The following is a 20,646-nucleotide window of genomic DNA, read 5'->3' as shown; positions in this document are numbered from 1 at the left end:
GGGGCTGTCTGGTGTTTTGCGGGGTTGCCGGACGCGGCTCGCGCCGCTGCTACAGGGGCTGTTTGGTGTTTTGCGGGGTTGCCAACGCGGCTTGTCGGTCTTGCGCGCGGATTTCGCGTTGCGCAGGCTTGTATTACCTAAACGCCAACGTCACCATCAGGGCACCCTGCGTTCCGCTGTGAGCCGATATGCCGACCCAGCCTCCCGAACATTTTCGCGCCCCCTCCGTACTTGAGGAGACACCCGCCCAGGATGCCGCCGAGCGCCTGCAGCTGGCTCTGGATACCGGGGCCATCGTCGGCACCTGGGTATGGGATGTTGCGGCCGACCACTTCAGTGCCGACGAACGCTTTGCCCGCACCTTCGGTCTGTCCGGCAAGGTCTGTGCCCAGGGCCTGCCGCTGGAGCAAGCGATGGCCAGCGTCCATCCGCAGGATCGCCCGCGGGTCGAAGCGGCCGTGTTCGAGACCCTCGGCAACGGCGGTCACTACCGTTGCGAGTATCGCGTGCTGCAGAGCGACGGCAGCTATCGCTGGATCGAAGCCAACGGCCACGTCGAATTCGACGAGGCGGGGCGTCCGCACCGTTTTCCCGGCGTGCTGCTGGACATCCAGCAACGCCGCAGCGCCGAGGCCGAGCGCGATCGCATGACCCACCTGCTGCGCACCTTCACCGCCGCGGTGCCCGGTGTGGTGTACGCCAAGGATCGCCAGGGCCGGATGCTGGTTGCCAATCGCGGCACCACCGAACTCATCGGCAAACCGCCCGAGCAATACATCGGCCGCACCGATATGGAGTTCCTGGAAGACAAGGTCCAGGCTCGGGTGATCATGGAAACCGACCGGCGCATCATGGAAGGTCGGCACACCCAGGAGGTGGAAGAGGAGGTACGCCAGGCCGACGGCACCGCCGCGACCTGGCTGTCGCTCAAGACGCCTCTGCTCGACGAGGACGGCGAAGTCATTGGCCTGATCGGGTCCTCCATCGACGTCACCGCGCGCAAGAAAGCCGAGGCTGCGGTGCGCGAGCTCAATCAGACCCTGGAAGAGCGCGTGCGCATCGCCATTGCCGAGCGGGAAAAAGCCGAGGCAGCGTTGCACCAGGCGCAGAAGATGGAAGCCGTGGGCCAGCTTACCGGGGGTATCGCCCACGACTTCAACAACCTGCTGGCGGGCCTGTCCGGCAGCCTCGAATTGATGCACATGCGCTTGAAACAGGGCCGTACCGCTGACCTCGAACGCTACCTGGACGTAGCGCAGGGGGCGGTCAAGCGCGCCGCGTCACTGACTCATCGCCTGCTGGCGTTCTCCCGGCGGCAGACCCTGGCTCCGGTGCCCACCGACGTCAACGCGCTGATCCACGGCCTGGAAGAACTGGTGCGACGTTCGGTCGGACCCTCCATCGAACTGAGCGTGCGCCATACCCAGGGTCTGTGGACGGCGCTGATCGACCCGACCCAGCTGGAAAACGCCTTGCTCAACCTGTGTATCAATGCTCGCGATGCCATGCCCGGTGGTGGGCGGATCACCATCGAAACCGCCAATCAGTGGCTGCCTCACAGCGATGCATTCAATCACGAGGTACAGGCCGGCGAGTACCTGGTGGTTCACGTGACCGATAACGGTTCGGGGATGAGCGAGGAGGTCATGGCCAAGGTGTTCGAGCCGTTCTTCACCACCAAACCGGTGGGCGAGGGCACCGGCCTGGGTCTGTCGATGATCTATGGGTTTGCCAGGCAGTCCGGCGGACTGGTGAAGATCCAGTCACGGCCGGGGCTTGGCACGACGGTCAGCCTGTACCTGCCCAGGCATTGCGCAGGCCTCGAGACAGAAGCGGTGGTGCCCAGCCAGGCGCCCATCGACCTCGGTGGCAGCGGCGAAACCGTGCTGGTGGTGGACGACGAAGCCTCGGTGCGCGGTTCCGTGGCCGAGCTGCTGGAAAGCCTGGGCTATGTGGTCCTGCAGGCCGGCGACAGCGCCCAGGGCCGAGACCTGCTGCAATCGGCTGCGCGCATCGACCTGCTGGTCACGGACGTAGGCTTGCCTGGCGGGCTCAATGGCCGGCAGATGGCCGAGCTGGGGCGCTCGGCCCGGCCAGGCTTGCCGGTGCTGTACATCACCGGCTACGCGCAGAACCTGGCGTTGGACCAATGCCATCTGCAGCCCTGCACCGAGGTGCTGACCAAGCCGTTCGCCCTGGAGGCGCTGAGCGAGCGCGTGCGCATGCTGATCACGCAACGGCAGCCATGAAACCTGTTCTGCGGCCATGAAAAAGCCCCGCCATGGCGGGGCTGCTCACAACCAGCGGGCTCATCGAGTCAACCTGGCGTTCAGGATCGCGTCGCGCACCAGCGGGCGGCAGGCTTCGACGAAGGCGATCAACTGGCTGGCCGGGATTGTGCCCAATGCACTGACAGGGGTATGGCGGATGGTGTTATATTCCTGCGCTGACATGGCGGATACCTCTCAAGGGTTTCATTCGATGTGTCACCCGAGCCGCCGGGACTCTCACCTCCCGGTGGCTCTCCTTTACTTGGTTCGCCGGGCACGTGAAATTGTTCAATCTTTAAGATGGCCAGTCGCCGTACGGTATGTTAGGCCCTTCCCCTGCTCTATTTGGTAATCACTCCCGCGCGAACACCATGGCCTTGAGGCCGCTGGCTGGATCTATGTCGGCAAACTCAGGTGGGTTGTCCAGGCGCCGCTGCAGGCGCAGCTGCGGTGCTTCGCGGCGCAGCTCGTCGACGAGAAAGTCGGGGCCCAGCGCCGGGTCGTTCATGCACGCCAGCACCACGCCCGATTCGCTGAGCAGTTCCGGCAGGCGGCGCAGTACCCGCTGGTAATCCTTGGTCAGCAGGAAGCTGCCTTTCTGGAACGACGGCGGGTCGATGATCACCATGTCGTAAGGGCCGTCCTTGCCGACCCGGCCCCAGGACTTGAACAGATCGTGGCCCAGAAAGCTGACCTTGCCCAGCTCGTGGCCATTGAGGTGGTGGTTCTCGCGTCCCCGGGTGAGGGCGGCGCGAGACATGTCGAGGTTGACCACATGGGCTGCGCCGCCAGCGATGGCGGCCACCGAGAAACCGCAGGTGTAGGCGAACAGGTTGAGCACACGTCGACCCTGGGCGTTTTCGCGTACCCAGTCGCGACCGTGGCGCATGTCGAGAAACAAGCCGTTGTTCTGTTTACGCCCCAGGTCGATGCGGTACTGCAGGCCGTTCTCGACCAGGATCACCTGCTCTTGCGCTTCTCCGATCAGCCAGTGCACGTCGCTGCCGGGCAGATAGCGGTGCTGCAGTGCCAGACCGCGCGCACCGCTGGCTGCCCAGACTGGCTGCTCAGCAAGTTGGGCAAGCAGCTGTTGCAAGTCTGCCAGCTGTTCGGCAAGCGGCTCCTTGAACAGCGATACCAGCACGATGCCCTGCAGCCAGTCCACGGTCAGTTGCTCCAGCCCCGGCCAGCGCCGACCGCGGCCGTGAAACAACCGACGGGTTTCAATCGGCGGCTGAGCGAGGGCTTGGAGCAGGTGTTGGTGCAAGGTGGCGAAGGCGTCGGCGTTCATGGCAAGGATCACGGCTGCAAAGGGCCGGCATTCTACGTCAGCTCAGGTATTTTTCGAACCAGCCCAGCGTGCGTTCCCAGGCCAGGTCGGCTGCGGCCTTGCCATAGCGCGGGGTCGAATCGTTGTGGAAACCATGGTTGGCGCCGGGATAGATGTACGCCTCGTAGGTTTTGCCTGCCGCCTTGAGCGCTGCCTCGTACGCGGGCCAACCTTCGTTGATGCGCGTGTCCAGTTCGCCGAAATGCAGCAGCAGCGGCGCCTTGATCTTCGCTACATCCTTGGCATCGGCTTGACGGCCATAGAACGGCACCGCGCACGCCAACTCGGGATAGGCCACCGCCGCCGCATTGGACACACCGCCGCCATAGCAGAAGCCGGTCATGCCGACCTTGCCCGTGGCACCCTCGTGCGCCATCAGCCAGGGGATCGCAGCGAAGAAATCATTCATCAGTTTGGTCGGGTCGACCTTCTCCTGCAGCGCCCGACCCTTGTCGTCGTTGCCCGGATAGCCGCCGACCGAGGTCAGGCCATCCGGGGCCAGGGCCATGTAGCCGGCCTTGGCGACCCGCCGTGCGACGTCTTCGATATAAGGGTTGAGCCCGCGGTTCTCATGCACCACCACCACGCCTGGCACCTTGCCGGTGGCCTGGGCCGGCCGCACCAGGTAGCCACGCACCTGGCCATGGCCATTGGGCGAGGGGTAGGTGACGTATTCGGCCACGATCTGTGGATCGGTGAATTCCACCTGCTGGGCCAATGCATAGTTCGGGCTCAGGCTGGCCAGCAATGCGCCTGCCGTCAGCCCCCCAAAGGTGAACAGCGCCGCGCGGTCGAGGAACTCGCGGCGGTTGATCTTGCCATGGGCATAGAAGTCGTACAGTTCCAGCAACTCGGGGGAAAAATCCTTGGCACTGAGGCGATCCATCGGGCACTCCTATCGGAAGACACCAAGCGGTGAGGGTTGCACTCATTAAAGCAGCGTTTCGCACCCTGGCCAGCGCTTCGCGCGTCAGCGGCGATGCAGCAGGTTCCAGTGGTCCGCGACCTGGCCCATGGTCTTGGCTTCGCCACTTTTGAGCCAGGCCATGAAGGGGCGGTCGAAATGAAAGTTCGGGCCGCATGCCTCGGTCAGGAAACGCCGCACGTTCTGAGTGTTGCGATAGCCTCTGTCCAGGGGGGTGTAACGGGTGATGGGAGCACTGTGCCAGTCGAAGTTCATGAATCGCTATCCTTCGCGAAAAGATCATTGAGTATAGGGGAGGGGGCGAGCCGCGCCTGCACGCTGACGTCGTGCACGCCATCATGCACAGGGCACTTTTCCTGTGCCGCGTTTTGCCTCAGAGTCTGTGAATCGCCAATAGTGCCAAACGTCGACGGAAGGATGATGAGCGAAGATCAGTGGAGCCAACGCATGCAAGACAACGGCTGGCTGTGGAACCCTGCCCAGACTGGCGTGCAGGCGCCGTGCCTGATCCTTGCGCACGGTGCCGGCGCGCCGATGGACAGTGCCTTCATGAACAGCATGGCCGAGCGCCTGGCCGCTGGCGGGGTCAGCGTGGTGCGTTTCGAGTTTCCCTACATGGCCCAGCGCCGCAGCGGCGGCAGCAAGCGTCCGCCCAGTCCGCAGGCAAGCCTGCTGGAAAGCTGGCGACAGGCCTATGCCCTGGTGCGACCGCTGGTGACGGGAACCCTGGCCGTGGGGGGGAAATCCATGGGCGGACGGATGGCCAGCCTGCTGGCGGACGAACTGGGTGCCGATGCACTGGTGTGCCTGGGGTATCCCTTCTACGCGGCCGGCAAGCCGGAAAAGCCGCGAGTCGAACACCTGGCCGACCTGCGCACGCCAACCCTGATCATCCAGGGCGAGCGCGATGCGTTGGGCAACTGCGAGACAGTGGCAGGCTATGAGTTGTCGGAGCAAGTCGAGCTGTACTGGCTCAGCGCCGCCGATCATGACCTCAAACCCTTGAAGTCATCCGGGTTCAGCCACGATCAGCATCTGCAGACCGCCGCCGACCGGATCGTGGCCTTCCTGTCCTGACTCGCGTGGCCGACACGTGGCCTGCCATGCAGGCTGCGATGCGAGGGCAGGGGGCAGTCAGCGGTTGAAACGCTCCACCAGCGAGTACTGACTGTTGGCGGTCTTGGTCAGCTCTTCGCTGAGCAGTGCCGAGTTCTGCGCCTGTTCGCTGGTTTCATCGGCCAGGTGCGAGATGGTGGTGATGTTGCGGCTGATCTCCTCGGCCACTGCACTCTGCTCTTCGGTGGCTGCGGCGATCTGCGTGGTCATGTCGGTGATGTTGGCGACCGCTTCGCTGATGCCGATCAACGCCTGGTCGGCTTCCAGCACGCGAGCCACGCCTTCCTCGGCCTGACGGTGACCGGCATCCATGGTCTGCACGGCATTGTTGGCGGTCTGCTGCAGCTTGGCGATGAGCCCATGGATCTGCCCGGTCGACTCGCTGGTGCGTTGTGCCAGCTGACGCACCTCGTCGGCGACCACGGCGAAGCCGCGGCCCATTTCGCCGGCGCGTGCCGCTTCGATGGCTGCGTTGAGCGCCAGCAGGTTGGTCTGGTCGGCGATGCCTTTGATCACATCCACCACGCCGCCGATCTCGTCGCTGTCCTTGGCCAGCTGGGTCACGGTCTGCCCGGTTTCCCCGACGACCACCGACAAGCGCTGGATCGCCTCGCGGGTTTCGCCGGCGATGTCGCGCCCGCGGCTGGTCAGGCGGTTGGCCTCCTGGGTGGCGTCGGCAGTGCGCTGCACATGGCTGGCCACTTCCTGGGTAGTGGCCGCCATCTGGTTCACCGCAGCGGCTACCTGCTCGGTTTCCAGGCGCTGACGGTCCAGGCCCTGGGAGCTCTGGTGTGCAAGGGCGTCGGATTGCCGGGCTTGACCGGTCAGGTGCTCGGCGGTGTCCTGCAAACGGGTGAGGCAGGTCTTCAAGCGCGCTTCCTGGCTCAGAATGGCCATTTCCAGGCGCGCCTGGGCGCCCCGGCTGTCGGTGTACATCTGCGCGATGAGGGGGTCCGAGGTGGTCTGGTCCGCCAGATCGAGCAGGCGCTTCATCCCACGCTGCTGCCAGCTCAGGCCCATCAGACCCAGCGGCAGCGACAGCCCGGCAGCCAGGGCGAACCCCCACGAGGTATCCAGCCAGGTGCCGATCATGAAGCCGACCTGGCTGACCAGAATGAACGGTACCCAGTTCTGCAGCACCGGCATCCAGCGATCGCGGCCGGGTACCGCCGACCTGCCGTTGTTCAAGCGTTCGTAGAGCGACTGGGCACGACGGATCTGCTCGGCCGTCGGCTTGATCCTGACCGATTCGTAACCTACCACCTGCTTGTTTTCCAGCACTGGGGTGACATAGGCGTTGACCCAGTAGTAGTCGCCGTTCTCGCAACGGTTCTTGATGATGCCCATCCATGGCAGGCCCTGGCGCAGCGTCGCCCACATGTGCTCGAACACCGCCGAAGGCACGTCCGGGTGGCGCACTGTATTGTGCGGCGCGCGAATCAGCTGCTCGCGGGTGAACCCGCTGATCTCCACGAAAGCATCATTGCAGTAGGTGATCATTCCTTGGGTGTCGGTCGTGGAAATCAGGCGCTGCTGGGCAGGGAAAGTCCGTTCGCGCTGGGTGATAGGCTGATTGTTACGCATGAGTGTCCATTCATTCCGTGGGGCTTTGACAGGTTCTCGGCCAGCTCGGGAAAAGATTGAATGGGATATCGGCGAAGGGTGGTGAGAGGGCTTCAAAGTCATTGCCGAGCAGGCCCGGGAACCGCAGCCTGCTTACGGCAGGGTAGGGTCAAAGGGCCTGGATGACGGCGCTCATGTGAGCCTGCAGGTCGGCGATCGGGTCGTCGCTTTCCTCGGCCAGCACCAGCAGCTTGCTGCCTGCGGCAGTGATCACCGCCTTGACCGCTTCGGGCGGTTGGCGATGGTCGATGACCAGGGCAACGTCGTTGTCCTTGAGCGTCATGCTCAGGTTCTCCAGCTGCGCGGTGTCCCACTGTTCGTCGTTGAGCACCTGGGTGGCCACCGTGTCCAGATTGAGACCGGCTGCAAGGTAGGCGAAGCGGTCGCTGAGGCTGACCACACTGACATTGTCCGCCTTTGCCAGGCGTGCCTCGCTGTCGGCGCTGAGCTTGAGCAGTTGCTGCTTGAGTGCGGCCAGGTTGGCGTCGATCCGCGGTTTGGCGGCCGGAGCCAGGCGTACCAGGTCGGCAGCCATGACGTCGGCCATGCGGCCCATGTTGTTGCTCGACAGCCACGGCTGGCTGTTCAGTCCGCTCACGCCCGGCTGTACCGCGATACCGGGCAGCACCCCGTCGACCGGGCGCGCTGCGTCGATCTCGACGATGCGAATGTTGCTGCGCCGCGCCAGCGGGTACAGGGAGTCGTCAGGCCATAGCGAACGCAGCCCGATCACCGCGTCGGCAGCGCCGGCCAGTCCGGCCAGGGCTTCTGCGCCGCGGCCGGTGAAATAGGCATTCTGTCGGGAGCCGGGCAGGTTGGCGGCGGCCGCACGGTGCAGTTGCACGCCGCTGTCCTTGAGCAGCAGTTGGCCCAGGCCGTAGGTGATCGGCAGGCTGGCGAGAACCTTCACCGGCTCCGCCGCCTGGATCGCAGGGGCGAGCGCCGCACACAGGGCCAGGGCGACTGTCAGTTTGCGCAGAGTAGGCATTTATCCGATGTTCCCTTTGAGGCTGGGCAAGGTGCCGCGGGCGATGGCGGCGAGAGCGAAGGCCAGGCCTGCGACCAGGATGATGGCCGCCCCGGAAGGCACCGGCAGATCGAAGAGGATCGGCAGCAGGATGCCGCACAGGGTGCTCACCGTGGCAATGATCACCGAGATCCAGAAGAAGCCCTTGAGCGATTGGCTCAGCAGCCGCGCCGCCGCTGCCGGAATCACCAGCAGCGCACCGACCAGGATCGCGCCGATGACCTTCACCGCTGCCACGGTGATCAGCGTCACCAGAATCACGAACAGGTAATCCAGGGCTTTCACCGCCACCCCGCGCACCGCGGCCAGCTGCGGATTGAAGCTGGCCAGCATGATGCGGTTGTACAGCGGCAGGCTCAGGCTCAGGACCAGGGTACCGACCACGGCCAGTACCAGCAGATCGTTGCCGTTGACTGTCAGTACCGAGCCGAACAGCACGTTCTCGAGGATGTGCACGTTGATCTTGCCGGCCAGGGTCAACAGCAGGCTGGCACCCAAGGCCAGCGAGACCGACAGAAACACGCCGATCAGCGTGTCCGGCGCCAGGCCGGTGCGGTTGCGCAGGTAATTGAGCACGATGCCAAACAACAGGCAGTAGCCGAACAGGCTGCCGTAGGGGCCCGTGTAGGGTTCGCCGAGCAGGATGCCGATGGCCACGCCGGTGAGCGCGGCATGCCCGACCGCTTCGGAAAAGAACGCAAAGCGCTTGACCACCACCAGCGTTCCCAGGCCGCCCAGTACCGGGCCGATCAGCAACCCGGCGATCAAGGCGTTGACCACGAAACCATAGGCCAGTGCAGCGGGCAGGTAGCCGTTCGAGGCAAGGCCCTGGATGGCCAGGCGAAACTGTTCGTAGTCCATCAGGCGAGGCCCCCGGCGCGTGGATGGGTGGAGAACAGCGTCAACAGCCGGTCTGGCGTCAGTGCGTCCGCCGGCCTGGCGTCGAACAGCACGCGTCGGTTGAGCCCGGTGACGTGGTCGGCCAGACGCTTGACCGCTTCCAGGTCGTGCTCGATCCACACGACCGTGATGCCGGCTTGCTGCCAGTCCAGCAGCAGGCGCTCGAACACCTGGATGCCGGCTTCGTCGAGCGCCGACATGGGCTCGTCGAGGATCAGCAGCTGCGGCGCCGGGATCAAGCCCTGCGCCAACAGCACGCGCTGGCGTTCGCCGCCCGACAACGCGCCCATGCGGCGCTTGCGCTTGTCCTGCATGCCGACTCGCTCCAGGGCCTCGCCAATGGCGCCGGCATAGCGTTTCGACAGGCCGAGAAAGGCAGGCCGACGCTGGCACATGGCGGCCATGAAATCGTCGACCGTCATCGGCAGGCCACGGTCGAATTCCAGTGCCTGCGGTACATAGCCGATCACCCCGGGGCTGCCCGGCCACTGCAGGCTCAACTGGCCACGATGGGGCATCTGCCCCAGCAGGGTCTTGATCAACGAGCTCTTGCCACCGCCGTTGGGTCCGACCAGCGCGTGCACGCTGCCGCTGGCCACGCGAAAGGAGACCTGGTCGAGAATCAGCGTGCGGCCCAGCACCAGGCCCACTTCGGCGAACTCGATGGCGGGGCCGCTGCGGGCGAGGGCGAGGGGTTCGGCGGCCGTCATGCGCCGGCCTCCTGGATGGCCCGGACCACGGTGTCGAGGTTGCCGCCCATTTCCTTCTCGTACTTGTCGGCGCTGTACTCGCCATAGGAGATGTGCGAGAGGGGGTACATCTTCACTCCCGACTCGCGCTGGATGGTTTCCACATAGGTCGAAGGGAAATCCATTTCCGAGAAGATCACCTTGACGTCCAGTTCACGCAGCTGGTCGATGGTCTTCTTCAGCTGGCTGGGGCTGGGCTCGATGCCGTGCGCCGGCTCGACCACGGCGGTCACTTCCAGGCCGAACTCGCGCAGCAGGTAGTCGTAGGCCGCGTGTACCGTGGCCACCCGCAGCTCGGCGTTGGGCGCCTGGGTCAGCTTGGCCAGGGCGTCGGCGCGCAGCGTGCGCAGGCGCTTGCCGTAGGCCCGGGCATTGGCGGTGTAGAACTTGGCGTTGTCCGGGTCGAGCTTGCCCAGTTCGCGGGCGATGTTGTTGACCTGGGCGATAGAGGCACTGATGGACAGGAACGTGTGCGGATTGACCACTTTGCCGGCGCCACGCGCCATCGTCCCGGTGGCCGCCAGCAGGGGCACGTCGGCATTGGCCTCGATCACGTGGATATCGGGTTTCTCGCTGGCTTCGATCATGCGGTCGGCAAAATCGTCATGGCCGACGCCATTGAGCACGATCACGTCCAGGCTGCCGATGCGCTTGATGTCGTCGGCGCGTGGCTCGTAGGCATGGGGGTTGAACCCGGCCGGGATCAACGGCACCACTTCGGCCTTGTCGCCGACGATGTTCGCTACATAGCTGTAATAGGGGTGCAGTGTGATGCCGATACGCAGCGGCTTGCCGTCGGCGGCCCAGGCGGTGCTGGTGAACAGGGTGCCCAGCACGGCAACGGACAGGAGTCGCAGCAACGGACGGCGGGCAATAGATCTGGGCATGAAGAATCCTGGTGAAGAGGGCGTATTCAATGGCGATGCTGACGGGTGACACCGGTGTCGAACTGGGCGATGACCTGCTGCCAGCCGCTGTCGGCAAGCGACGTGTCGTCCAGCAGCGCCGGTGCACTGGCGGAGGGTGCGCGGTTGAGCCAGACATCGGCGTCCGCGCCGTTCATGCGCAGCAGGAACGAGCCCGCCACCTCTGGCGCCTGGCTCAGGCCCACGTAGGTACCCTGGACCATCTGCCAGGCGTGGCTGCCGCGGCTGACCGAGCTGGCGTCCTGGGCGAAGGGTGGGAAGCCCTCGCGGGCCAGTTGCTCGGGCGTGACCGGATCGGACTGTTCCTCGGCCAGCAGGCGGACCTCGTCGAGGGTCACTCGCAGGTCGGCGTAGATGCCCTGTTCGGCGGCGCTCAGGTCGCGTCGGGCGTCGAGCTGGTGGGACGGTACCGCGACGGCTTCGTGGCTGACCCCGTGCCAGGACACGACGCCGGCCGCCGCCAGCAGGATGAACAGGCAGAGCAGGCCGACGTACAGGGTTTCATGGCCCGCACCGGCCGTGCGCACGATGTGCGTGACAGGCGTGCTCATGGTGCCTCGATGTCGGCTTGGTCGATTTCGACGACGTGGCCGGGGCCGGCATCGAACAGCACATAGAACTCGGCATCCGGACGCTTGAAGGTCACGGTCGAATCGCTGCCCAGCTTGCCGGGTACCAGGATGCTTTCGTCATAGCCGACCACGTCCAGGGTCACCCCCGGCGCGCCGCTGCCATCGGAAAATCCGCCGGTGCAGCGGATCTGCTGGTCGTCGATCTGCTTGCATTCGCACATCGGGTTGTGCGCCAGGGCCACGCCGCTGCAGGCGGCAGCGAGCAGCCCCAGTGCCAGGGCGGGCCAGCGGATGAATGAAACGCGGGTCATGGTCGGGTTCCTTGACGGTTCAGCCAGGCCATCGTCGCGGGTGATGCCTGGCTCAATGGAATGGAGGTCTGGTGCATCGAGCCGTCCCAGCCTTCCATGGTGATCCACAGCTGAGCATCGGCCTGGGTTTTGGCCGGCACTGGCAACCCGGCGAACATGCGGTAGCCACTGCCGAAGAAGATCACGCCTGCAGCCCTCAGGCTGCGTGGCTTGCCGATGCGCAGGTAGGTGGCCTTGACCTGGTCGATGCAGGTCTTGCACAGGGCCGCGTTGAAGTACTTGATGTCCTGGCCGCTTTCGGCGGTCGGGCCTTCGATGCGGCGTTCGGCCAGGGTCAGGCTCCACGGCCCGACGGCGATGTCGCCTACTGTCCGCTCGCCCAGGCCGCTGTCGCCGCGATCCATGGCGTTCTCGGCGAAATAGTGCGGCATGAAGCTCAGCGGGATGAACACCAGCAGCACGTTGATATGGAACCGCCACTTGCGCCAGAAACGCGACAGGGGCGAAGGCGTGGGGGCACTGAGGACTCGGCTCACAGGCTGCGCTCCGCGGTCTTGTGGGCAATCGGGTGCAGGCTGCCGGTGGGCGTCTGCGCAGTTTCGTGGCGGGCGCCGCGCTTGAACGCCTGGGCCGTGGCCAGCGCGGTGCGCTTGCTCCAGATCATCAAGCCGCTGAGCACCATCATGCTCAGCAGCAGGCCGAAGAAGGCCCAGATCAGCTTGATCCACAGCCCTCCGAAGTCACCGGTGTGCAGCGGGCGCATGGACTCGGTAACGAACTCCAGTGCATTGCGGTCGCCCAGCAGGTGCGAGCTGATCAGCTGCCCGGTGTAGGGATTGATGCTGGCGGTCTGGAACATCAGCGGGTACCAGCTGCGGCCACCCACTTCCATCGGGCTGTACGCGTTGAGCGGCAGCGACACGTAGCTGGCATCGAGGCCCGGCACCTGCTGCTTGACCACGGCGATGGCCTGCTCGACCGGAATCATCGGTGCCGGCGTGCCGTCGGCCACCAGCGGCACGTCGGCCCGGGCAATCACCGAGGTGACCGGCGAGTAGCTGGAGATGCTGATCTGGTTGTCGTAGAGGATGGCGCGAATCAGGAACCACACGCCGGTAATGGCGATGACCGCGATGAACCAGATCGACCAGATACCGCTGAGGCGGTGGAAGTCACCCCAGAACACCCGTGCGCCCTGGTTCAGGCGCAGGGTGGGCTTGAGAAAGCCCTTCCAGAATTTCTTGTACACCACCAGGCCGGTGATCAAGGACGCCAGCAGCGGCAGGCCGAGGAACGACACCAGGTACCAGCCCCAGGAGAAACCGTTGGTGAAGGGCACCAGCCACCAGCCGTGCAGGGCGCGGGTGAAGGCCGGGAAGTCGAACGCCGGACTGACGCCTTGCAGCACGCCGGTATAGGGGTTCACATAGACCGTTGGCGAGCGGCCGTCCGGGTAGGTGACACTGGCGTTGACGGCGAAGTAGTCGCCGTCGGGGTGAATGAGATTGCTGACTCGCAGCTCGGGATGATCGCGTTCGATGGCGGCCATCAGTTGGTCGTAGTTCAACGGCTGGGCGTCGTCGGACGGTTTGTTGGCACGCATTTCCGGATTGATCAGCCACATGATCTCGGTGCTCACCACGGCCAGGGTGCCGGTCACACATACGATCAGCACGAAAAACCAGATCGGCAGGGCCAACCAGCTGTGCACCAGGAACCAGATTTTCGAGCGGGATTTCTTGGACATGGGAAAACGTTCTCGATTCACGAAGCCGGTCGCCTGAGGGCACTTTCCGGATCCAGCGAACAGGTGGCCACGGATTTGGATGGCGGCTATTGCACTGGATAAACAAGAATGAGAACAAGAACCAAATGAATTACGGGTGCAATCATTTGAAACCTAATGTTTCAGAAAGCGCTGCAGGCCCCGTTGTGGTTGATACCCGCCGGTCAACGGGAGCAATCCCTTCGATCCCCCGTAGGAGCGGTCCGCGGCCGCGAACCAGACACCGCGGCATGTCAGATCATCCGCGGTGTTCTTTTCGCGGCCGCTGACCGCTCCTACAGATGCTTTACACCACGGGGTTCCCAATCAACTGGCGCAAGACGTAGTGCAGGATACCGCCGGAACGGAAATACTCCACTTCGTTGAGGGTGTCGATCCGGCACAGCAGTTCGACGGTTTCCTGCTGGCCGTCCTCACGGCGGATGCGCAGGTCCAGGCGCATGTGCGGCTGCAGCCGGGCACCACTCAAACCGACGATTTCCAGGGTCTCGCGGCCGGTCAGGGCGAGGCTCTTGCGGCTCTGCCCGTCGGTGAACTGCAAGGGCAGCACGCCCATGCCCACCAGGTTGGAACGGTGGATACGCTCGAAACTCTCCGCCACCACGGCCTTGACGCCCAGCAGATTGGTCCCCTTGGCAGCCCAGTCGCGGCTCGAACCGGTGCCGTACTCCTGGCCGGCAATGATCACCAGCGGTGTGCCGGCCTGCTGGTAGCGCATGGCCGCATCGTAGATCGGCAGCTTCTCGCCCGTAGGAATGAACAAGGTGTTGCCACCTTCTTCACCCCCGAGCATTTCGTTGCGGATACGGATGTTGGCAAAGGTCCCGCGCATCATCACTTCGTGGTTGCCTCGGCGCGATCCATAGGAGTTGAAATCACGCGGTTCCACGCCCTTGTCGCGCAGATAACGGCCCGCCGGACTGTCAGCCTTGATGTTGCCCGCAGGGGAGATGTGGTCGGTGGTGACCGAATCCCCCAGCAAGGCCAGAATGCTTGCGCCCTGCACGTCGGCGATCACGGGTGCGGGACCGGCGATATCCTCGAAAAACGGTGGATGCTGGATGTAGGTCGAGTCGGCCTGCCAGACGTAGGTAGGCGCCTGCGACACTTCGATTGCCTGCCATTGCGCATCGCCGGCGAACACCTCGGCGTACTCCTTGTGGAACATCGCGGTGTCGACCTTGGCCACTGCGTCGGCAATCTCCTGCTGGGTCGGCCAGATGTCGCGCAGGTAGACCGGCTGGCCGTCACTGCCGGTGCCCAAGGGTTCACTGCTGATGTCGGTACGCACACTGCCGGCCAGGGCGTAGGCGACTACCAGTGGTGGTGAGGCCAACCAGTTGGTCTTCACCAACGGGTGCACCCGGCCCTCGAAGTTGCGGTTGCCCGAGAGCACCGAAGCCACGGTCAGGTCCGCGCTCTGGATGGCTTGCTCGATAGGCTCGTCCAGCGGCCCGGAGTTGCCGATGCAGGTGGTGCAGCCATAACCGACCAGGGCGAAGCCCAGCGTGTCCAGATACTGGGTCAGGCCCGCAGCCCGATAGTAGTCGGTCACCACTTTGGAGCCGGGGGCCAGGGAAGTCTTGACCCACGGCTTGGTGGTCAGGCCTTTCTCGACCGCCTTCTTTGCCACCAGGCCGGCGGCCATCATCACGCTGGGGTTGGAGGTGTTGGTGCACGAGGTGATGGCCGCAATGACCACTGCGCCGTGCTGCAGATTGTGCGTCTGGCCGCGCCAGGTATACGGCGTGCCCTCGGTCTGGTCGGCGTTGCCCACCGCCACGCCACCGCCGCCCTCGCTTTCCAAGCGGCCTTCTTCCTTGCTGGTCGGCTTGAGCTGCAGGCCGATGAAATCGTCGAACGCCGCGCTGACCTTGGGCAATGCCACGCGATCCTGCGGGCGCTTCGGCCCGGCCAGGCTGGCCTCGACCTCACCCATGTCCAGCCCCAGGGTATCGCTGAATACAGGCTCCTGGCCGGGCAGGCGCCACATGCCCTGCGCCTTGCAATAGGCTTCGACCAATTGCACGGTGGCTTCCGGGCGTCCGGACAGGCGCAGGTAACCCAGGGTCACGTCATCCACCGGGAAGAAACCGCAGGTGGCACCGTACTCCGGCGCCATATTGGCAATGGTCGCGCGGTCGGCCAGGGGCAGATCGGCCAGGCCATCACCGTAGAATTCGACGAACTTGCCCACGACGCCTTTCTTGCGCAGCATCTGCGTCACGGTCAGTACCAGGTCGGTGGCCGTGATGCCTTCCTTGAGCTTGCCGGTGAGCTTGAAGCCAATGACCTCGGGAATCAGCATCGACACCGGCTGGCCGAGCATGGCGGCTTCCGCTTCGATACCGCCGACGCCCCAGCCCAGTACCCCCAGGCCGTTGATCATGGTGGTGTGGGAGTCGGTACCCACCAGGGTGTCGGGAAAGGCGTAGGTGCGGCCGTCTTCTTCTTTGGTCCAGACGGTGCGGCCAAGGTATTCGAGGTTGACCTGGTGGCAGATGCCGGTGCCCGGCGGGACCACGCTGAAGTTGTCGAACGCGCTCTGACCCCAGCGCAGGAACGCATAGCGCTCGCCATTGCGCTCCATCTCGATGTCGACGTTTTCCTCGAATGCCTGCCCGGTGGCATAACGGTCGACCATGACCGAATGGTCGATCACCAGGTCCACCGGCGACAACGGATTGATTCGCTGAGGGTCACCGCCGGCCTTGGCCACGGCCGCGCGCATGGCGGCGAGGTCGACCACCGCCGGTACCCCGGTGAAATCCTGCATCAGCACCCGTGCCGGGCGGTATTGAATCTCGCGATCGGAGCGGCGCTCCTGCAGCCAATCGGCCAGGGCCTGGAGGTCGGCACCGGTCACGGTCTTGCCGTCTTCCCAGCGCAGCAGGTTCTCCAGCAGGACCTTGAGCGACATCGGCAGTTTCTGCAGGTCACCCAGGCTGTTGGCAGCATCGGGCAGGCTGAAGTAGTGATAGGACGTGCCCGCGACGTCGAGCGTCTTCAGGCTTTTCAGGCTATCGAGGGAGGACATGGATCAGCTCCTTTTCAGGCCCGCACGGCACGGGCTGGATAAACAGGTTCTTTCAGTCAGGGACTTCCAGTGCATGCCCAGGGTTCCGATTTCCTTTATCATGCGCCGATTTGAGCACCCCGGCGGTGAAAGTCCCTTTATGAATACGCTGTTTATGCATTGCCGCCCCGGCTTCGAAGGCGAGGTCTGCTCGGAGATCGCCGAACACGCCGCACGGCTGGGGGTTGCTGGGTATGCCAAGGCGAAGCCGCTGACCGCCTGCGCCGAATTCATCTGCCACGAACCGGCCGGTCCGGCGCGGTTGATGCGCGAGTTGCGTTTTAGTGACTTGATATTTCCACGGCAGTGGGCCAGGGGCGATTTCGTGCAGTTGCCCGAAACCGACCGCATCAGCGTGCTGCTCGACCACCTGGCGGCCTATCCAGTGTGTGGCAGCCTGTGGCTGGAAGTGCTCGACACCAACGATGGCAAGGAGCTGTCGAATTTCTGCAAGAAGTTCGAAGCACCGCTGCGCAAGGCCCTGCTGGGTGCTGGCAGGCTGGTGGACGATCCTGCCTTGCCGCGCCTGCTGCTGACGTTCAAGAGTGGTCGCGAAGTCTTCCTGGGCATGGCCGACGCGGGTAATTTCGCCATGTGGCCCATGGGCATCCCGCGGCTCAAGTTCCCCCGCGAAGCGCCCAGCCGTTCGACCCTGAAACTCGAAGAGGCATGGCATCACTTCATTCCCCGCGAGCAATGGGACGAACGCCTGCACGGCGACATGACCGGTGTCGACCTGGGCGCCGCACCCGGTGGCTGGACCTACCAGCTGGTACGCCGCGGCATGCTGGTTACCGCCATCGACAACGGGCCCATGGCACAGAGCCTGATGGACACCGGACTGGTCACCCATCTGATGGCCGACGGGTTCACCTATCGGCCCAAGCAGACGGTGGACTGGATGGTCTGCGACATCGTCGAGAAGCCGGCGCGCAACGCCGCCTTGCTGGAAACCTGGCTGGGGGAGAACCTCTGCCGCGAAGCGGTGGTCAATCTGAAGCTGCCGATGAAGCAGCGCTATGCCGAAGTCCGGCGCTTGCTCGAGCGCATCGAAGAGGGTTTCAAGGCGCGCGGCATCAAGGTCCAGATCGGCTGCAAGCAGCTCTACCATGACCGCGAGGAAGTCACCTGCCACCTGCGTCGACTCGACGGCGGCCGGCGCTGATCGATCCGAGCGCTGCGGCCTGGCGTCGCACGCTGCGCTCGGACCGCGCGCTGGCGCTACACTATTGGTTGCGAACGTGCGCCTGAATGCCCGCTTGACCTGGAGCTTTTCATGACTCAAACCTTGCCTGCCGACCGTACCCTGGATGCCACCGGCCTGAGCTGTCCGGAACCGGTGATGATGCTGCACCAGCATGTGCGCGACCTGCCTGCAGGCGGCCTGCTGAAAGTCATTGCCACCGACCCCTCGACCCGTCGCGACATCCCCAAGTTCTGCGTATTCCTGGGCCATGAGCTGGTTCAGCAGGACGAGGAGGGCGGCACCTACCGCTACTGGATCCGCAAGAAAAGCGACTGATCGCCTCGCAGCGGCGGTCGCGCGGCGCACATACCCAGTTGCAGGCGAGCTGGGTATAATCGCCCCCTTTTTTCCAGGTGCCTGGCCATGCTGTCTGAAATTCATGCCTTTCTCGGCTGCCCTACGCCCGATGCCTGGGTCCAGGCCGCGCTGGCCGACCAGCGCACCTTGCTGATCGACCACAAGAACTGCGAATTCAAGGCAGCTTCCACGGCCCTGAGCCTGATCGCCAAGTACTGCACCCATGCCGACCTGATCAACATGATGTCGCGCCTGGCTCGCGAGGAGCTGGTGCACCACGAGCAGGTCCTGCGCCTGATGAAGCGCCGCGGAGTCGAGTTGCAACCCCTGTCGGCGAGCCGTTATGCCTCGTCGCTGCGCAAGCAGGTGCGCAACCACGAGCCCGTCAAGCTGGTCGACACCCTGGTGGTTGGCGCTTTCATCGAAGCGCGCAGCTGCGAGCGTTTCGCGGCTCTGGTGCCGCATCTGGACGAAGAGCTGGGCACCTTCTACAACGGCCTGCTCATGAGCGAAGCGCGGCATTACCAGGGCTACCTGAAACTGGCGCATCAATACGGCGATGCCGCCGATATCGCCCAGACCGTCGACAGGGTCCGCGTGGCCGAAGCCGAACTGATCGAAACGCCCGACCCCGAATTTCGCTTCCACAGCGGTGTGCCGGCCTTCGCCTGACCGCTGCCGATGACGCGCTCCCAGGATCGCGTCGAGAGACTTCCCGCCCCTCGATAGCACAGTTGCGTGTATTGACAGACCTCTGGCTGACGTTTACGTTAACGTAAAGCACGAGGAAGTCGATCGACGTGAGCGCGACCTACAGCATTTCCGACATAGCCCAGTTGTTGGACGTAACGCCCAGGACCCTGCGTTTCTATGAAGAGCAGGGCATGGTCACACCGACGCGCCGTGGCCAGGAGCGGATCTATGCGCCGCGAGACCTGGTGGCGATGAAACTGATCCTGCGCGGCAAGCGCATCGGCTTCTCCCTGGCCGAATGCAAAGAGCTCATCGACATGTACGACCCGTCGGGCAACCGCAAGCAACTCGACCGTTTTCTGGAGAAGATCACCGAGCGCCGGGCGCAGTTGCAGCAGCAGATGCTGGACATCGAACAGATGCAGGTGGAGCTCGACACCGCTGAAGAACGCTGCCGCGCCGCGCTGCAGACTTGACCGGAGCGCGTCTGCGGTGCGCAGTGCCCCCTGTAACGTTTCCTGCAAGATGATTGTGCTCAACAGCTTTCTCCCCAAAAAAAACAACAAGTGGGTGGCGAACATGATTTCAGTACCGGGACTGGATTTCTTCCTTGGCGAAGACATCGACATGCTGCGCGATTCCGTGGCCGCCTTCGTGGCGCGCGAGATCACCCCGCGTGCCGCCGAGGCCGATCGCAGCGACCAGTTTCCTGCCGACCTGTGGCGCAAGTTCGGCGACATGGGCCTGCTGGGCCTGACCGTGGCCGAAGAGTGGGGCGGGACGGGCATGGGCTACCTGGCGCACATGGTCGCCATGGAGGAAATCTCCCGCGGCTCCGGAGCCATCGGTTTGTCCTACGCCGCCCATTCCAACCTTTGCGTCAACCAGATCAACCGCAACGGCACTGCCGAACAGAAGGCCCGCTACCTGCCGAAGCTGATCAGCGGCGAACACATCGGTGCACTCGCCATGAGCGAGCCCAACGCTGGTTCCGACGTGGTTTCCATGCGCTTGCGCGCCGACCTCAAGGGCGACCGCTACGTGCTCAACGGCACCAAGATGTGGATCACCAACGGCCCGGACTGCGACGTGCTGGTGGTCTACGCCAAGACCGACATGGCGGCCGGCGCCAAGGGCATCACTGCGTTCATCCTGGAGAAAGGCGCGCCTGGCTTCAGCGTCGCGCAGAAACTCGACAAGCTGGGCATGCGCGGCTCGCACACCGGCGAGCTGGTGTTCCAGGACGTCGAAGTGCCGCTGCAGAACGTGCTGGGCCAGACGGGGCAGGGCGTCGGTGTGCTGATGAGTGGCCTGGACTACGAGCGCGCCGTGCTCAGCGGTGGCCCGCTGGGGCTGATGCAGGCGGCCATGGACCTGGTGCTGCCGTACGTCCACGACCGCCAGCAGTTCGGCCAGAGCATCGGCGAGTTCCAGCTCATCCAGGGCAAGCTGGCCGACATGTACACCACCCAGCAGGCATGCCGGGCGTACCTCTACGCCGTGGGCCGGCACCTCGATGCACTGGGCCAGGCACCCGTGCGCCAGGTGCGCAAGGACTGCGCCGGGGTCATTCTGTATGCCGCCGAAAAAGCCACCTGGCTGGCCGGTGAAGCCATCCAGATCCTCGGCGGCAATGGCTACATCAACGAATTTCCCGCCGGGCGGCTATGGCGTGACGCCAAGCTGTACGAGATCGGCGCAGGCACCAGCGAGATCCGTCGCATGCTGATCGGCCGCGAGCTGTTCGAGCAGACCCGCTGAGCCCGCAACCGCTGACGCGTCCCTCTGGTGCCGTATTC

General features: G+C 64.4%; 21 protein-coding genes. 7 read left to right on the top strand and 14 right to left on the bottom strand.

What is annotated here, in order from left to right; genetic code table 11:
- The first annotated feature begins 188 nt into the window (after nt 1–188).
- Nucleotides 189–2,249, top strand: a complete 2,061-nt coding sequence (locus tag IFT76_RS03530; protein WP_192057421.1) for a hybrid sensor histidine kinase/response regulator — start codon at nt 189–191, stop codon at nt 2,247–2,249.
- A 60-nt stretch (nt 2,250–2,309) separates the two neighbouring features.
- Here IFT76_RS03530 and IFT76_RS03525 read toward each other — a convergent pair whose 3' ends face one another.
- The 4 genes from IFT76_RS03525 to IFT76_RS03510 all read right to left on the bottom strand — a co-directional run bounded on the left by IFT76_RS03525 (nt 2,310) and on the right by IFT76_RS03510 (nt 4,780).
- Nucleotides 2,310–2,453: a hypothetical protein gene (locus IFT76_RS03525; RefSeq protein WP_163007599.1), complete on the bottom strand. Its 144-nt coding sequence runs from the start codon at nt 2,451–2,453 to the stop codon at nt 2,310–2,312.
- Nucleotides 2,454–2,622: 169 nt separating this feature from the next.
- Nucleotides 2,623–3,561 carry a class I SAM-dependent methyltransferase gene (locus tag IFT76_RS03520; protein WP_192057420.1) on the bottom strand — a complete coding sequence of 313 codons (939 nt, stop codon included), beginning with the start codon at nt 3,559–3,561 and terminating at the stop codon, nt 2,623–2,625.
- A 37-nt stretch (nt 3,562–3,598) separates the two neighbouring features.
- Nucleotides 3,599–4,486 carry a YghX family hydrolase gene (gene yghX / locus IFT76_RS03515; protein ID WP_192057419.1) on the bottom strand — a complete coding sequence of 296 codons (888 nt, stop codon included), beginning with the start codon at nt 4,484–4,486 and terminating at the stop codon, nt 3,599–3,601.
- An 84-nt stretch (nt 4,487–4,570) separates the two neighbouring features.
- Complete coding sequence (locus IFT76_RS03510) at nt 4,571–4,780, bottom strand: DUF6434 domain-containing protein (RefSeq protein WP_122478872.1); 210 nt, start codon at nt 4,778–4,780, stop codon at nt 4,571–4,573.
- 165 nt (nt 4,781–4,945) lie between these two features.
- Here IFT76_RS03510 and IFT76_RS03505 point away from each other — a divergent pair, with 165 nt between their 5' ends.
- Nucleotides 4,946–5,602: an alpha/beta family hydrolase gene (locus IFT76_RS03505; RefSeq protein ID WP_244647859.1), complete on the top strand. Its 657-nt coding sequence runs from the start codon at nt 4,946–4,948 to the stop codon at nt 5,600–5,602.
- Between the two features lie 57 nt (nt 5,603–5,659).
- Here IFT76_RS03505 and IFT76_RS03500 read toward each other — a convergent pair whose 3' ends face one another.
- The 10 genes from IFT76_RS03500 to acnA all read right to left on the bottom strand — a co-directional run bounded on the left by IFT76_RS03500 (nt 5,660) and on the right by acnA (nt 16,572).
- The gene (locus tag IFT76_RS03500) at nt 5,660–7,225 is read right to left on the bottom strand and encodes a methyl-accepting chemotaxis protein (protein ID WP_122478868.1); all 1,566 of its coding nucleotides are present in this window, start codon (nt 7,223–7,225) and stop codon (nt 5,660–5,662) included.
- Between the two features lie 148 nt (nt 7,226–7,373).
- Nucleotides 7,374–8,252, bottom strand: coding sequence for a metal ABC transporter substrate-binding protein (locus IFT76_RS03495; protein WP_192057417.1), 879 nt, complete (start codon nt 8,250–8,252; stop codon nt 7,374–7,376).
- Nucleotides 8,253–9,152: a metal ABC transporter permease gene (locus IFT76_RS03490; RefSeq protein ID WP_446731090.1), complete on the bottom strand. Its 900-nt coding sequence runs from the start codon at nt 9,150–9,152 to the stop codon at nt 8,253–8,255. It lies immediately after the preceding gene.
- Nucleotides 9,152–9,901, bottom strand: a complete 750-nt coding sequence (locus tag IFT76_RS03485) for a metal ABC transporter ATP-binding protein (protein ID WP_192057416.1) — start codon at nt 9,899–9,901, stop codon at nt 9,152–9,154. The genes IFT76_RS03490 and IFT76_RS03485 overlap by 1 nt, the downstream gene beginning before the upstream one ends.
- Entirely contained in the window at nt 9,898–10,827 is a 930-nt protein-coding gene (locus tag IFT76_RS03480) for a metal ABC transporter substrate-binding protein (RefSeq protein ID WP_122712999.1), read from the bottom strand. Before IFT76_RS03480 ends, IFT76_RS03485 begins: the two co-directional genes overlap by 4 nt.
- A 26-nt stretch (nt 10,828–10,853) precedes the next feature.
- The gene (locus IFT76_RS03475) at nt 10,854–11,417 is read right to left on the bottom strand and encodes a DUF6162 family protein (protein WP_192057415.1); all 564 of its coding nucleotides are present in this window, start codon (nt 11,415–11,417) and stop codon (nt 10,854–10,856) included.
- Nucleotides 11,414–11,749, bottom strand: coding sequence for a hypothetical protein (locus IFT76_RS03470; RefSeq protein WP_122478856.1), 336 nt, complete (start codon nt 11,747–11,749; stop codon nt 11,414–11,416). The genes IFT76_RS03475 and IFT76_RS03470 overlap by 4 nt, the downstream gene beginning before the upstream one ends.
- Complete coding sequence (locus tag IFT76_RS03465; protein WP_192057414.1) at nt 11,746–12,285, bottom strand: thiamine pyrophosphate-binding protein; 540 nt, start codon at nt 12,283–12,285, stop codon at nt 11,746–11,748. The genes IFT76_RS03470 and IFT76_RS03465 overlap by 4 nt, the downstream gene beginning before the upstream one ends.
- A complete protein-coding gene (locus tag IFT76_RS03460) occupies nt 12,282–13,496 on the bottom strand; it encodes a PepSY-associated TM helix domain-containing protein (protein WP_192057413.1) in 1,215 nt (404 codons plus the stop codon). The genes IFT76_RS03465 and IFT76_RS03460 overlap by 4 nt, the downstream gene beginning before the upstream one ends.
- 325 nt (nt 13,497–13,821) lie before the next feature.
- Nucleotides 13,822–16,572, bottom strand: a complete 2,751-nt coding sequence (gene acnA / locus IFT76_RS03455; protein ID WP_192057412.1) for an aconitate hydratase AcnA — start codon at nt 16,570–16,572, stop codon at nt 13,822–13,824.
- Between the two features lie 139 nt (nt 16,573–16,711).
- Between acnA and rlmM the strand changes: the two genes are divergently transcribed.
- From rlmM to IFT76_RS03430, 5 genes are all read left to right on the top strand, one after another.
- Nucleotides 16,712–17,776, top strand: coding sequence for a 23S rRNA (cytidine(2498)-2'-O)-methyltransferase RlmM (gene rlmM / locus IFT76_RS03450; protein WP_122478848.1), 1,065 nt, complete (start codon nt 16,712–16,714; stop codon nt 17,774–17,776).
- A gap of 111 nt (nt 17,777–17,887) precedes the next feature.
- Nucleotides 17,888–18,133 (top strand): sulfurtransferase TusA, encoded by a 246-nt coding sequence (gene tusA / locus IFT76_RS03445; protein ID WP_122712992.1) that lies wholly within the window; start codon nt 17,888–17,890, stop codon nt 18,131–18,133.
- Nucleotides 18,134–18,220: 87 nt separating this feature from the next.
- A complete protein-coding gene (gene miaE, locus IFT76_RS03440; protein ID WP_192057411.1) occupies nt 18,221–18,826 on the top strand; it encodes a tRNA-(ms[2]io[6]A)-hydroxylase in 606 nt (201 codons plus the stop codon).
- Between the two features lie 128 nt (nt 18,827–18,954).
- Nucleotides 18,955–19,323: a MerR family transcriptional regulator gene (locus tag IFT76_RS03435; protein ID WP_122478842.1), complete on the top strand. Its 369-nt coding sequence runs from the start codon at nt 18,955–18,957 to the stop codon at nt 19,321–19,323.
- 106 nt (nt 19,324–19,429) lie between these two features.
- Nucleotides 19,430–20,608 carry an isovaleryl-CoA dehydrogenase gene (locus IFT76_RS03430; protein ID WP_264382838.1) on the top strand — a complete coding sequence of 393 codons (1,179 nt, stop codon included), beginning with the start codon at nt 19,430–19,432 and terminating at the stop codon, nt 20,606–20,608.
- Nucleotides 20,609–20,646 lie beyond the last annotated feature (38 nt).

The organism is Pseudomonas sp. CFBP 13727, from assembly GCF_014841915.1.
GTDB lineage: Bacteria > Pseudomonadota > Gammaproteobacteria > Pseudomonadales > Pseudomonadaceae > Aquipseudomonas > Aquipseudomonas baltica.
Note: the sequence above shows the minus strand (reverse complement) of the source record. Positions and strands in the feature narration are given on the sequence as shown.